Consider the following 14,416-nt stretch of genomic DNA (forward strand, 5'->3'; position numbering starts at 1 on the left):
AACAATAATCCTAAATAAAAGTATAAAAATATACTTTATTTTTATATACTGATAAAAAACTCGCACTAATTTGCTCAGACAGTTTTGTCAGCACATAAAAACGTTCCGACGGTTTAAATTTTATTGCCATATAAAAATGTCGTGATTTTTTTGGAGTAAAGACGACTGTCTGAACGAAGTGAGTTTCGGCTTTACTTCAAAAAAATGCTTAGACGAGCGTAGGGATTATAAGGGGAAATGGCGGTCCTTTCCCCTTATGTAATTCATTTTTATTTAACTATTTAAAAATTTCAAAAATATTTTACTTATTAGGGTTATCATCAAGAACTATTGCACAAATAATATAAGCCAGCAGACCTGTTCCTGCGAAAAGAACCAAAACAAGCCACACTATCCTCACAATACTTGAATCAATGTCAAAATATTCTGCAATTCCTCCACATACACCTGTAAGTTTTCTATCTTTTACTGATTTGTACAATTTATTTTTCATAATATAAAACTCCTTATTTTATGTAATTATGACCTTAAAAAAATATAAATCAATGTCATAAAAATTGAAACTATAAAAAATCCAAATATTTTCCAATATCTATAATATAAAGCTTCACACAAAGCATAGAAATTAAAGAAAATTAATGATAAAAATAACAAATATTCTTTTTCTTCAAAGAAAGATGCTATTCCTGTTATAAGAAACAGACATCCACTTAAAAACATCAACATTACTTTTACTTTAAGTTGCAAAATTGTGATTTCTTCAGGTAATTCTCTATGCTGTAATTTAGCCTTCATTATTTTATCTTTCCCAAAAAGGTAATAACCATTTGTCATAATTTCTATTAAGCCGAAAACTACAATTATAATTTTAAATATAAACATTTCTTCTCCTTTTCTCATTCACCCACAAATTTCCCAACCTTCTCAAGAAATTTCTTCCTATCCTCATCTTTACCTTTTGCCTTAAAACTATAATGAATCCATTTCGTTTTCTTTATTCCAACACCACCAAGATTGGCTTTCTTCATAGTAATTCCAAATCCTGTTATACTTAGTAGAATTTTAGGAACTTCAGCTGTCGTAATCATTTTTGCTGTTTTTATATTAGTCAAAAGCCCCTTTATTCCATTTTTTGCGTTTTCATATGCAAAGCCTTTAACCATAACTTTATCAAAAAATCCTTTCAGTATTGCAGGCATTGACATCCACCAGATCGGAAATATCAGTATCAGCTCATCTGTATTTTTCAAAATTTCCTGATATTTTTTCACCAAAGGATCAATACTTTTCCCTTGTGAATACAAAGACAATTCTTCTTCTGTCATTACAGGATTAAATCTATCCTTATTCAAATCTATAATTGTATATTTTTCTTTTGTTTCATCAAGTTTTTCCACTACTTTATCTAAAATTGCCTTGTTAAAACTTCCATTCCATGGGTGTGCAAAAATTATTGTTTTCATTTTAAAATTCCTTCTTTCTGTAAATAAATTTTTATATAAAAATACTACTCACTTTATTTTAAAATTATCATTTTACAAAACTATTAAAAATTCAATGCCCTGTTTCTATCATTTTCTCTCCATTTCTTCTCCTCCTAAAATATCGTTATTCTTTGGATTATTATAAAGACTATTACACAAATTTTCTAATCTTTTCTATTAAAATCCTCTAGTTATTACTTTATTAGAAAATTATTACTTCTTCTTAAAGTAAACACCACAATTTCAGGCTTTGCAAAAAATCTAATAAACATTCCTTTAACAGGCCCTCCCACTCCAGAAGTTATGTAAAATTTATGTCCATCATAATTTTTCATTCCATATCCGTATTTATCCTTATATTTCAATGGAGCAATTAAAATTTGTCCAAAAAATGTTATCTGTCCCGCATGTGTGTGTCCTGCAAGTCCAATATCCATAAGATTTTTCTGTTCCTGTGTCATATCTTCGAAATAATCAGGATTGTGTGATACAAATATATTAAAATCTTCTTTTTTTATTCCATTTAAGGCTTTTTCTGCATCAGAACCTATTTTTTCATTCCAATAATCATCTACTCCTGAAATAAAAATTTTCTCATTTCCAATTTTTACTCCTATATTTTCATTTATCAAAACATTGTAACCTAATTTCTTCAGATTTTCCACATGCTCATCAGCAGAACTCCAATAGTCATGATTCCCAAGTACACTATAAACACCGTATTTAGGAATCTCCATTTTCTTTATTTCCTCATAAAATCTAGGAATAAATTTAACAGTATTCGTATAATCTCCACCCAAAACAATAATATCTTTTTTCTCTGAATTTATCCTATTTACAACCTTTTTCATCATCTTTTCATTGAATTTCTTATCCGTATCAAATTGAAAATCAGATACAAAAAGCACCCTTTTCCCATCAAAATCCTTTGGAATATCAGCCGATACAATCTCATACCTTTTTATCTGCAAATCATAAAACTCATAATGTGCATAAATTAACGCTAAAATAGGAATTAACAAAAAAATTCCTATCATTAAAATCAATATTTTTATCTTCTTCATTTCTACATATCCACTTCATTATTTATTTCAAACAATATCTTCTGCTGCTTCCGTCAAATAAAATATTCTATCTTTCTCATCAGAAACTCTTAAAACTTTCTGAAAATGAGACCATGTCAATTTGGCAGACACTGTTCGCCATTTTTCAAAATTTGAAAACATAAGATAGAATTGCCTTATTTCTCTTAATGTTCTATAGCTATATCCTTTTCCAAATTCTTCTGTAAGTTCCTTAGATAAATTTTGTAATATTTCTTTACCGTATTCAGCTCTTTCTTTTCTTCGCTATTCTTCTTCTACAATCCTTCTGCCAATTTTCCAATATGCTTTCACCATTGCCGAATTTACATCCGTACTTTGTCCTCTACCAATAAATCTATTTCCATTTTTATCTTTCTAAAATCAATTTTAAGTATTGTAATCATCTTAATTTATTGAGAAATATGCAAAACTTCATACACTTTTGAATTTTCTGCTTCTTTAGGGACATCTTCAAAAAAATAATACTCCGTGTGTTTCCAATTTTCAGGGTTATATACTAATGCTCTTCCGACAATTTTATCATCTGATATAGAAAATTCCATTCTTTTCATTTTTTCCATCGGTTTTGTTTCATTTTCTATTTCCAATAAATATTTTGCTTTAGAAAAGTTTTCATTAAACTCTTGCAACAATGGTATCCCAATATTTATAGTCTGCCATCCAAAAGAATTTAAAATATTATCATAGAAACCATCAAATATGAATTTATTCATTCCTTTGTTATCTTTCCAAAAATATAATGGCGAATATTCTTTATTTTTCTCAGAGATTAGATAGGCTTTAAAAAATAAATCCTCAAATCCATCTGTTTTAAATCCTTTTTCTTGCACTCTTTTTCTAATATTATTCATATCAAAATCATTTGGAAGTTTTACTTTATACTGCATCATTATCATGTTTTTTATTCTCCTATATTTTCTATTTAATTACTATATAATCTATTTATTCCATTAATATAAGCCTTTATGCTTGCTTCAACTACATCCGTACTTTGTCCTCTACCGATAAATCTGTTTCCATTTTTCTCGATAATCACAACTACTTGTGCCTGTGCATCAGTATCTCCTGTAATTGCTTCCAATTTATATTCTTCCAAGACAAAAGTGTCGCTCACTGCTAAGTTTACTGCGTTGTAAGCTGCATCAACAGGCCCATCTCCAAGAGCTTCTTTAACCAGTTTTTCTCCATCCAGTTCAATGGTAACTGTTGCTTTTGGCTTTTTCCCTTCCTGTCTTGAAATTTCAAAGTGAACCAGTTTTATTCTTCCCTCTATTTTTGCTGCTTCTCCGGCAACTAATGCGATAATGTCTTCATCTAAAACATATTTTTTCTTGTCTGCCAATTTTTTAAACTGTGCAAATAATTCTTCTACTCTGTCACTTCCGACATGATTAAATCCTAGCGATTCTAATTTTTGTACAAAAGCGTGTTTTCCTGAATGTTTTCCAAGTACTAAGCTGTCTGGATTTCTTCCAACTGATTCTGGACTCATAATTTCGTAAGTTTCAGGATTTGCTAATACTCCATGTTGATGAATTCCTGATTCATGTGCAAAGGCATTCGCTCCGACAATTGCTTTATTTGGCTGTGTTGAAACTCCTGTCAAAAGGCTTACTAATTTACTTGTTGGATAAATTTGCTTTGAATCAATGTTTGTGTAATATTCTTCAAACAAGTCTTTTCTAGTTTTTAAAATCATTGCAATCTCTTCAAGCGAAGTATTCCCTGCTCTTTCACCAAGTCCATTTATCGTACACTCAATCTGAGTTGCTCCAGCTTGAATCGCCGCAACCGAATTTGCCACCGAAAGTCCCAAATCATCATGGCAATGTACCGAAATATCCACATTTTCAATCCCTTTAACATTTTTTTTCAAATAAGTTATAAGTTCAAACATTTCATTTGGAGTTCTATAACCTACTGTATCAGGTACATTAAGTGTAGTTGCCCCAGCTTTTATAGCTGTTTCATATACTTCCACCAAAAATTCCTTCTCAGTTCTAGTCGCATCTTCCGAAGAAAATTCAATATCGTCAATAAACGATTTTGCATAAGACACCATTTCCTTTACTCTGTCTAAAATCTGCTCTTTTGTCATTTTTAGCTTGTATTCCCTATGAATCGGAGAAGTTGCAATAAATGTATGTATTCTTGGTTTTTTCGCATTTTTCACTGCCTCTGCCGCTACTTCAATATCTTTTTTCACAGCTCTCGCCAAACTTGTAACTGTAGATTTCTCAATATTTTCAGCAATTAATTTAACTGATTCAAAATCTCCTGGTGATGCCACCGCAAATCCAGCTTCTATCACATCCACCCCAAGACTTTCAAGCTGTTTTGCAATTCTCAATTTTTCCTGTGTATTAAGATTGACACGTGGTGTCTGCTCCCCATCTCTTAGCGTTGTATCAAATATTTTAATATGTTTTTTCATTGTCTCCTCCTTATTAGGTAATACTTTTCATTTTATTTTTATTTTATGGAATAAATTGCTGCCCGCTCCGCATGAATAATCGCTGTATCAAATAACGGGACATCAGTATCTTCATTTTTTATAAGAAGCCCTATTTCAGTACAGCCTAATATTATTCCTTCTGCCCCTTTGTTTCTAAGTTTATCAACAATTTCTAAAAATTTCTTTTTTGAATTAGAATTTATAGTCCCAAGACAAAGTTCATCATATATTACTTTATTTATAATTTCTACATCATTTTTATCAGGAACTATGACATTTATACCTTTTTCAATAAGTTTTGATTTGTAAAAATCCTGTTCCATTGTATATTTGGTTCCTAGCAATGCTATATTTTTTAATCCTTTTTCTAATATTTTCTCTGCTGTCATTTCAGCAATATGCAATATTGGAATTGAGATTTTTTCTTTAATCTGGTTAACAACCTTATGCATTGTATTAGTGCAGATAACTATGAAATCTGCTCCCGCTTTTTCCAAATTATATGCAGCCTCTCCTAAGATTTCTCCACTTTTTCCCCAATTGCCGTTTGCCTGACATTCTTCTATTTCCTGGAAATCCACACTGTATAATATGCATTTAGCCGAATGAAGTCCACCAAGCCTTTCTTTCACAGTTTCATTTATTATTTTATAATAAGTTATCGTGCTTTCCCAGCTCATTCCTCCTATTAATCCTATAGTTTTCAAATTCATCTTCCTTTCAAATTATCTATTCTTTTACAGCCTCAAATCTTAATCTGACATAATCAGCCAAAATTTGTCCATTTTCATTTCTTTCCAGTTCTTTTTCAACTTTTTCTGTTATTTCATCAATCAGTTTTTCATGCATTTCTGCTGGAACATTTGCAAGAGCAGGTGCAGAAAAAGTTTGAAGCCATCCCTTTATTCCAGTTGGAAGCAAAGTAGGACGGGGAAAAGTTATCATTCTTTTGACTTTTAATCCATATTTTTCAAGTAATTTCGTTTTTTCTTCTGGAGTTGGAAAAAACCAGCATTTTTTAGCTTTCAGGTTATGTTTTTCTACAGTTTCAAAAATAGCATTTTCTATTTTTTCCACATTTCCTTTACAACCCGTCTCGACTACAAAACGTCCACCTTTTTTCAAGGCTCGAGATACTCCTTCCATCACTTTCTCCGGATTAGTCATCCAATGTAGTGCCGCATTGGAAAAAATCGCATCAAACTCATTTTCAAATTTCATATTCTGTGCATCCCCCTGTACTGCTTCAACCCCAATTTTTCTTGCTGCCTCAACAAATTTCTGACTTCCATCAAGTCCTAAAACTTTGCACCCATATTCAGTAATTTTCTTAGTCAATACTCCATCTCCACAGCCTAAATCCAAAATATACTCATCTTTTTGAGGATTTAACCATTCAATCAAATCTTCTCCATAAACTGATACAAAACGTGCATTTTTCTCATATTTTTCCTTTTCCCAATGCTGACTTACTTTCATTTTAATATTTCCTTTCTGTTTTTTAAGATTACACTTTAATACTATTCCGCATTTAAATAGTGAATATTTAATAAATTTTAAAATACATATTATTTAGCAAGGTTCTCATTATTACTATAGTTTTTGTTTTCTAATGAGATTTAATACCGAATTATTTTGTTTAATAATAGTTTTTCTATTTTTATTATGTTTTCTTGTTTGAAAGGTTTGTAATAATTTCGTTATTTAAAAAGATTTTGTATAAATTCTGAAAATATTACATTTTTTCGCCTCTACTCATTGCTACAACCCCTGTTTTGGCGATTTCAAGTATTCCATAACTTTTCATCATTTCCACAAATCCACGCAATTTTTTCACATTTCCTGTAAGTTCTATTACAAGCGAGTTTGGTGCCACATCTAGGACTTTTCCACGATAAATGTCTGCAATTTGAACGATTTGAGCTCTTGTCTGAGCATCAGATTTTACTTTTATAAGCATAAGTTCACGCCTTATAACTCCTTCTGATGGAAAAATCTTTACTTTCACAACATCAACGATTTTATAAACTTGTTTTTGAATCTGATTTAATGCCTTGTCGTCACCATCAACTGTAAGTGTCAATCTCGCATAACCTGGCTTGTTTGTAACTCCAGCAGTCATCTTGTTTACCGAATATCCTCTTCTATTAAACATAGACATTATTCTTGATACAATTCCACTTGTATTTTTTGTAATTATTAATATTTCATGCTCCTTAATCATTTTCCAGTACCCCTTTCTTACCTATCATTTGACTTACAGTTTTTCCTGCTGGTATCATTGGAAACACATTTTCTTCCTTTTCAACGATACAATCCAGTATCACACCTTCATCTGATAAAATCAGATCTTTTAATTTATTCTCCAAATCTGCCTTTGTCTTCAGTCTTTCCGATTTTATACCATAAGCATCAGCAATTTTCACAAAATCAGGATTACATTCCAAATCAACAAAAGAATATCTTCTATCTTTAAATAACTCCTGCCATTGTCTAACCATTCCCAAGAATGAATTATTTATAATTACTATTTTTACTGGCAAGTTATACTGTCTAATCATCATAATTTCTTCAAGCGTCATTTGAAAACCGCCATCTCCAACAATTAACACAACTTTCTTATCTCTCGCCCCAACTTGAGCTCCAATTGCTGCTGGCACTCCAAATCCCATTGTTCCAGCTCCACCTGAAGTTACAATGCTATTTGCATTTTTATAAGTCATATATTGTGCAGCCCACATTTGATGCTGTCCAACATCTGTTACAACAATTGTATCCCCATCCAGAATATCGTTAATTGCCTTTAACACTTCCTGTGGAAGCAATTTATCCTTACCAACATCTCTATGTGCCAATGGATATTCTTTTTTCCATTCTTTTACTTTATCTGTCCATTCTTTGTGATCCTGTGGCTCCAATTCCTTATTGATTTCAGAAAGCACATTTTTCAAATCTCCAACTATCGGCACATCAGCCTTTTTATTTTTATCAATTTCAGCAGGATCAATATCTATATGTATTATTTTTGCACGTTCACAAAATTTGCTTGGATTTCCTGCGATTCTATCATCAAATCTTATCCCAGCCGCAATTACCAAATCTGCCTCGTCTGTGGCATAATTTGCTGGAACAGTACCATGCATTCCAAGCATTCCAAGTGATAATTCATGATTTTCAGGGAACGCTCCAAGTCCTAAAAGAGTTGTAGTTACTGGAATATCCATTTTATTTGCCAGCTCTAAAAGTTCCTTTGAAGCTCCAGATTTCATGACACCTGCTCCCGCTATAATTAATGGTTTTTTAGCTTTTTTTATCAATGATAAAGCTCTTTTTATCTGTACAGGATGCCCAACATAAGTCGGCTCGTATCCTTCCAGCTGTACTTCTTTGTCAAACAGCTTATTAAATTCATCATAAGATATTTCCTGCTGTTGAATGTCGTTTGGAATATCTACCAGTACAGGTCCTGGTCTTCCTGTTGAAGCTATAAAATAAGCCTCTTTTATAATTCTTGGAATATCTTTAATATTTTGCACCAAATAATTTCCTTTTGTTATTGGAACAGTAATTCCTACAATATCAGTTTCCTGAAAAGCATCTCTACCAAGCAAGTTGCTTCTTACCTGTCCTGTTATCGCTAGTAATGGTACAGAATCCATATGTGCAGTCATAATCCCTGTAACTAAATTTGTTGCTCCAGGTCCCGAAGTAGCAAGACAAACTCCCACTTTTCCAGAAACTCTCGCATATCCATCTGCTGCATGCACTGAACCTTGCTCATGTCTTGCAAAATAATGTTTAATTTTACTAAAGCTGTAAATTTCATCATAAATTGGTATTACTGCTCCACCAGGATACCCAAACATATCAGTTACGCCCACTCTATGAAGGCATTCCAATAACATTCTTGCACCATTTATCATTTCGTTACTCATTTTTCAACCACCTTTTCTTTTTGATTTTTTTATTAATTTTTCGATAATTTAATTTCTTGATTTATAATATTTCTAATAGTATTTCCCATTTAATACTAAATCCCATTTAAAAATAGGAATGATTTTTTAGATATCTTGATTAATAAATATTTTTTCATTTTTATTTTCGTAGGATTGCTCATTGCCACAAAACCTTATCTTGCAGTAAAGGTTTATCCTAATAATCAAAATTGTGGCAAGATTGCTACGCAATAACCTATGGCTAGTCTACGACATTTCTCTGCACTGACAAAAAACTCGCTACACTCAAACAGTTTTGCCAGCACAGAAAAATGCTCCGACAGATTATTTATACTAGACTTTATTTAAAAAATGAAAATTATATTTTAATTATTTGAAAATATTAGGCTTATATCCTTTATTAAAAAAGTTTGTAATAATTTCGTTATTTAAATGGGATTTAGTATAAACAGTAAATGTTTAATAAATTTTTAATTGCATACTATTTAACTTTTCTATTCTATCTCCTGAGAATTCAATCTTTTAACTACATATCCTTTTTTGTTAAATTCTTCTATTATTTTTTGAATATGCTCCTCACCATTTGTTTCCACCGTTACCTGAAGTTCCACATCGTGAAATCTATTAAGATTTTTAAACTGATTATGATCAAGCCTTATAACATTTGCATTTTGTTCAGATAAGATTTGCGATACAGTAACCAGCTGTCCCGGTTTATCAGGCAAGTCAACCGAAAATCTAAATATTCTACCTCTTACAATAAGCCCTTTATTTATCATAGAGGAAATAGTCAGCACATCAATATTTCCTCCACTTAAAATTGATACAATCTTTTTCCCTTTTTCATTAATTTTTCTAAGTGCCGCAACCGAAAGAACTCCTGCATTTTCTGCAACAATTTTATGTTTTTCAACTAACAGAAGAAACGATTCCATGAGTTCATAATCTGAAATTGTAATTATATCATCCACATAATTTTTTATATAATCAAAGTTCAATTCCCCAATTTTTCTAACTGCCGTTCCATCCGCAATCGTATTTGTTTCAGGCAGTTCTACAATATCTCCATTTTTTAGAGCTGCAATTGCCGAAGCTGCTCCTTCTGGCTCCACACCGATTATTTTTATCATAGGATTTTTCAGTTTTGCCGCAAGTGCAATTCCTGAAATTAGTCCTCCACCTCCAAGTGGCACAAGAATTATATCAGCATCAGGTAATTCTTCTAACACTTCAAGTGCAATTGTTCCCTGTCCTTCCACAACATCATCATCATTAAACGGATGAATAAACACATATCCTTCTTTCTGCTGCAATTCTCTCGCATAATTATAGGCATCATCATATTCTTCCCCTGCCAAAATAACTTCAGCACCATATTGACGAGTTGCTTCCACCTTTATAAGCGGTGTGTATTTAGGCATTACAATAACTGCCTTAATTCCTAGTTTTTGAGCTGCAAGAGCCACACCCTGAGCATGATTCCCTGCTGATGAAGCAATAACTCCCTTTCTCTTTTCCTCTTCCGTCAATTTTGCAATCTTGTTATACGCTCCCCTAAGTTTAAACGAACCTGTTCTTTGTAAATTTTCAGGTTTAATATAGACATCATTTCCAGTTTCATTGGAAAATACCGAACTGTGAATCAATTTAGTTTTAGTAATCACAGTACTTAATCTCTCTCTTGCTTCTATAAAATCATAAAGTTTATGCAATCTCTTCACCTTCTTCAAAAATTTTTTATTTATTTTAAATATCTATTTTTATATAATATTTCTTATTTACATTTTTAATTTTTTTAACGTAAGGGCATCAATCGCCATGCCCTTACATCCCCGCTTTACGCAAAACTTTCTTATAAAGAAAAAAGAAAACTCGCTTTTGAATTTCAATTGTTTTAATAAAAGCAACTGCATTTCATTCAAAATATATTCCAAAAGCTCAAACACTTCTTTTTCCTTTAACGAAATTTTGCTTATTATTTTTACTATTACAATTAGTATAATTAAGTTAAAAATTTCGTGATTTTTTGGAAATAAAAATTACTAAACACATTTATGTGTTTCTTTCGCCATAATCTTCATAATAAATTTATTTTGTAAAGTTTTATCAATTTTTATTCGCGAAAGTGAGCGAAGCGAGTTTAATTTTTGTTTTCAAAAAATGCTTAGACAAGCCGGGTTTGCAAAGGGGATGGCGACTGTTCCCCTTTGCTTTATAAAAAAGAAAAAACATAAAAATTACAAAAAAAATACCCATTAACTATAATTCTTTTTACAAAATTTAAAATTGCGACTACGTTATCTATTTTTTATTTAAATATTAGACATTTTTTATTTTTTCATTTAAAAACTCTATTATTATATTTACAATTTCTGGCTGAAACCAATATTCATCAGAATGTCCTGCCCCAGTTACTACATATCTTGTTGATTCTATCCCTTTTTCAATTAATGCTTTATGAAGTTTTTCTGTATGGATTGGAGGGACTAAAGTGTCTGCATCTCCGTGCATCAATAGAAATGGTGGTGTTTTGTCGGAAATATATGATATTGGGTTTGTTATTTTTATATCATTTCTTACATCATTTAGCCAAAATTTCACTGATAATAATATTGCCCTGTAACCTTCATCAATATCATCTGGAATTTCAAAATCCACTTCTCCAAAGTCTGTTACTCCATAAATATCAATAACTGCCTTTATATCGCTATTTTCAGATAAATTTTCACCTTTGTCAAAATCTCTTGTCCCATTTGTCGCTCCAGCCATTGCCACTAGATAACCTCCCGCAGAATCACCCATTATAGCTATTCTTTCCTTATCTATTCCATATTCATCAGCATTAGCCTTCAAAAATCTGATTGCTGATTTTACATCTTCCACACTTTGCGGAAATACTCCATCAGGAATAGTTCTATATTCCATGCTTGCAACCACATAACCAGCCTTTGCGATTTCAATTCTTTGCTGTAAATAATTTTCCTTGTAGCTATGTGCAAATGAGCCACCTGTTACAAACAGCACTGTTGGAAACTTTCCTTCTCTATTTGGTTTCAAAATATCCATTTCCAATTTTATATTTTTTCTAAAATAGCTGACTGGCTGTGAATAAGTAACATTCACTATTGATTTTATCTTCTCTTGTGTCAGCTCAATATTTAAAACTTTACTTTCTCCACCATTTCCCATTTCAATCTTCTCCTTTGTTAAAACACATTAATCCAATATTTCAATAGCCCCTCTATCTGCAGAAGACACGTGCATTGCATATTTTTTCAAATACCCTTTTACTTCAATTTTGAATGGCTCCAATTTAGCTTTTCTTGCTTCAATTTCTTCATCCGAAATTTTTATATTTATTGTTCTGCTTGGAATATCAATTTCAATAATATCTCCATCTTGAACTATAGCAATATTTCCACCCGAAGCGGCCTCTGGCGAAACATGTCCAATTGAAGCTCCTCTTGTCGCTCCTGAAAATCTTCCATCTGTAATCAATGCAACATCTTTATCAAGTCCCATTCCAGCAATCATCGCAGTTGGTGATAACATTTCTCTCATTCCAGGTCCACCTTTTGGTCCTTCATATCTAATAATTACAACATCTCCTGCTACGATTTTTCCACCAACAATTGCTTCTACAGCTTCTTCCTCACTATTAAATACTTTTGCTGGCCCTGTATGCTGTAACATTTCTGGATCTACTGCTCCTTCTTTAACAACACAGCCGTCTGGTGCCAAATTTCCTTTTAATACTGCAATTCCACCAGTTTTGTAGGCTGGCTTATCCCAAGGCTTGATTACATCATCATCATTTATAAATGCTTCTTTTGCAAGTTCTCCTTGAGTACGCAATGCTACAGTTTTTGTATTTTCATGCAATCTTCCATTTTCAAGCAGTCTTTTCATGACTCCTGTTACTCCACCTGCTCTATACAAGTCTTCTATAAAATGTTCACCAGATGGCGATAATTTACACAATTGCGGAGTTATTTTTGCAATTTCATTAAAATCCTCCAATGTCAATTTTATTCCTGCTTCATGTGCTATCGCTGGCAAGTGTAGAGCTGTATTTGATGATCCACCAAGAGCCATATCCATTGCAACCGCATTTTCAAATGCTTCTCTTGTCAAAATATCTTTTGGACGAACATCTGCTTTCAATACTTCCATAATTTGCATCCCAGCTTTTTTAGCAAGCCGTATCCTTTCTGAAAATACCGCTGGTACAGTTCCATTTCCTGGAAGCCCTAGTCCAAGTGCTTCTGTTAGGCAGTTCATTGTATTTGCCGTATACATTCCTGCACAAGATCCGCAAGTCGGACATGCCATTTCTTCAACAGAATTAAGTTCTCTTTTAGTTATTAATCCAGCTTCATATTCTCCAACTGCTTCAAACACATTACTAAGACCTATCTTCTTACCTTTATACACTCCCGCAAGCATCGCTCCTCCACTTACAAATATTGAAGGTATATTTAGTCTTGCAGCCGCAATTAACATTCCAGGCACTACCTTATCACAGTTTGGCATAAATACAATCGCATCAAACGGAGTAGCCATTGCAACTGCTTCAATCGAATCTGCGATTATGTTTCTTGTTACCAGTGAAAATTTCATCCCAATATGATTCATTGCAAGTCCATCACAAATTCCAATTGTATTAAATTCCATTGGAACTCCTCCAGCCATTCTTATACCATCCTTCACAGCCTGAACCAAATTTTTCAAATGAACATGCCCCGGTATAATTTCATTAAATGAATTAGCAATCCCAATAATTGGACGATCCATTTCCTCACTTGTAAATCCTAACCCTTTCAAAAGCGATCTGTGTGGAGCTCTAGCCTCTCCTCTTGTCAAGTTGTTACTTCTTCCTTTTCCTTTCATTGTCATTGATTTCACTCTCCTAAAATTTGTTTTTTCATATATAGTTAATCTCAATTTTTAAGATTTTCCTATATATTTTTATCTATAAAATATCAGCAAACTTTAAAAATAATCATTCTAAAGTTATTTGATTATATTTTATCACATATTTTATAAAATTTTTACTTATTTTTCTTTATAAATTGCATTGAATACTTTATTTTTACTAGTTTTTTAAAAAAATAAAAGACGATTTGTATATAAATCGCCTCAAAGTTACAAAAACAATAACAGTTTTTTTATTATTCCATATAATTCTATCAATTATTTCCCAGTAAAATTAGCCATTACTTCTCTATCATTTACCGATACAACAAAATCATTGTTAGAAACTTTTAAGGCAACGTATTTTCTATTTTGTACAACTTTAATTCCTAAAATTTCAATAATCAGTAATAATGATAAGACTAAAATTAATAATGACATAATTTCCTCCAGTTTTTCAATTTTTTGATTCATTTATCTGTATGAAATTATTATATCAAA

The 14,416-nt window shown here is 31.9% G+C and carries 14 protein-coding genes and 2 pseudogenes; all 16 read right to left on the minus strand.

What is annotated here, in order from left to right:
* Nucleotides 1–301 precede the first annotated feature (301 nt).
* A complete protein-coding gene (locus tag AB8B23_RS06830) occupies nt 302–493 on the minus strand; it encodes a PspC domain-containing protein (protein WP_369712121.1) in 192 nt (63 codons plus the stop codon).
* Between the two features lie 26 nt (nt 494–519).
* Nucleotides 520–882 (minus strand): hypothetical protein, encoded by a 363-nt coding sequence (locus AB8B23_RS06835; protein WP_369712122.1) that lies wholly within the window; start codon nt 880–882, stop codon nt 520–522.
* A gap of 14 nt (nt 883–896) precedes the next feature.
* On the minus strand, nt 897–1,463 hold the full coding sequence (locus tag AB8B23_RS06840) for an NAD(P)H-dependent oxidoreductase (RefSeq protein ID WP_369712123.1): 567 nt from the start codon (nt 1,461–1,463) through the stop codon (nt 897–899).
* 215 nt (nt 1,464–1,678) lie between these two features.
* A complete protein-coding gene (locus tag AB8B23_RS06845) occupies nt 1,679–2,548 on the minus strand; it encodes a metallophosphoesterase (RefSeq protein WP_369712124.1) in 870 nt (289 codons plus the stop codon).
* Nucleotides 2,549–2,575: 27 nt separating this feature from the next.
* Nucleotides 2,576–2,818 (minus strand): annotated as a pseudogene (locus AB8B23_RS06850) (DUF1016 N-terminal domain-containing protein); the annotation flags it as partial.
* A gap of 161 nt (nt 2,819–2,979) precedes the next feature.
* Nucleotides 2,980–3,486: a DUF4865 family protein gene (locus tag AB8B23_RS06855; protein ID WP_369712125.1), complete on the minus strand. Its 507-nt coding sequence runs from the start codon at nt 3,484–3,486 to the stop codon at nt 2,980–2,982.
* Nucleotides 3,487–3,512: 26 nt separating this feature from the next.
* Nucleotides 3,513–5,024, minus strand: coding sequence for a 2-isopropylmalate synthase (locus AB8B23_RS06860; protein ID WP_369712126.1), 1,512 nt, complete (start codon nt 5,022–5,024; stop codon nt 3,513–3,515).
* A gap of 38 nt (nt 5,025–5,062) precedes the next feature.
* Nucleotides 5,063–5,752, minus strand: coding sequence for an aspartate/glutamate racemase family protein (locus AB8B23_RS06865; protein ID WP_369712127.1), 690 nt, complete (start codon nt 5,750–5,752; stop codon nt 5,063–5,065).
* A 22-nt stretch (nt 5,753–5,774) separates the two neighbouring features.
* Nucleotides 5,775–6,524, minus strand: coding sequence for a class I SAM-dependent methyltransferase (locus AB8B23_RS06870; protein WP_369712128.1), 750 nt, complete (start codon nt 6,522–6,524; stop codon nt 5,775–5,777).
* Nucleotides 6,525–6,780: 256 nt separating this feature from the next.
* On the minus strand, nt 6,781–7,269 hold the full coding sequence (ilvN, locus tag AB8B23_RS06875) for an acetolactate synthase small subunit (protein ID WP_021743752.1): 489 nt from the start codon (nt 7,267–7,269) through the stop codon (nt 6,781–6,783).
* Nucleotides 7,262–8,980, minus strand: coding sequence for a biosynthetic-type acetolactate synthase large subunit (gene ilvB, locus AB8B23_RS06880; protein ID WP_369712129.1), 1,719 nt, complete (start codon nt 8,978–8,980; stop codon nt 7,262–7,264). The genes ilvN and ilvB overlap by 8 nt, the downstream gene beginning before the upstream one ends.
* A 126-nt stretch (nt 8,981–9,106) precedes the next feature.
* Nucleotides 9,107–9,306 (minus strand): annotated as a pseudogene (locus tag AB8B23_RS06885) (hypothetical protein).
* A 189-nt stretch (nt 9,307–9,495) separates the two neighbouring features.
* Nucleotides 9,496–10,713, minus strand: a complete 1,218-nt coding sequence (gene ilvA, locus AB8B23_RS06890) for a threonine ammonia-lyase (protein ID WP_369712130.1) — start codon at nt 10,711–10,713, stop codon at nt 9,496–9,498.
* 607 nt (nt 10,714–11,320) lie between these two features.
* Entirely contained in the window at nt 11,321–12,190 is an 870-nt protein-coding gene (locus AB8B23_RS06895; protein ID WP_369712131.1) for an alpha/beta hydrolase fold domain-containing protein, read from the minus strand.
* A 27-nt stretch (nt 12,191–12,217) separates the two neighbouring features.
* Nucleotides 12,218–13,897, minus strand: a complete 1,680-nt coding sequence (gene ilvD, locus AB8B23_RS06900) for a dihydroxy-acid dehydratase (protein ID WP_026746555.1) — start codon at nt 13,895–13,897, stop codon at nt 12,218–12,220.
* A gap of 297 nt (nt 13,898–14,194) precedes the next feature.
* Nucleotides 14,195–14,356: a hypothetical protein gene (locus tag AB8B23_RS06905; protein ID WP_039901132.1), complete on the minus strand. Its 162-nt coding sequence runs from the start codon at nt 14,354–14,356 to the stop codon at nt 14,195–14,197.
* Nucleotides 14,357–14,416: the final 60 nt, after the last annotated feature.

Origin of the sequence: Leptotrichia sp. HSP-342 (assembly GCF_041199995.1) — a bacterium.
In the GTDB taxonomy this organism is placed as follows: Bacteria; Fusobacteriota; Fusobacteriia; order Fusobacteriales; family Leptotrichiaceae; genus Leptotrichia; species Leptotrichia mesophila.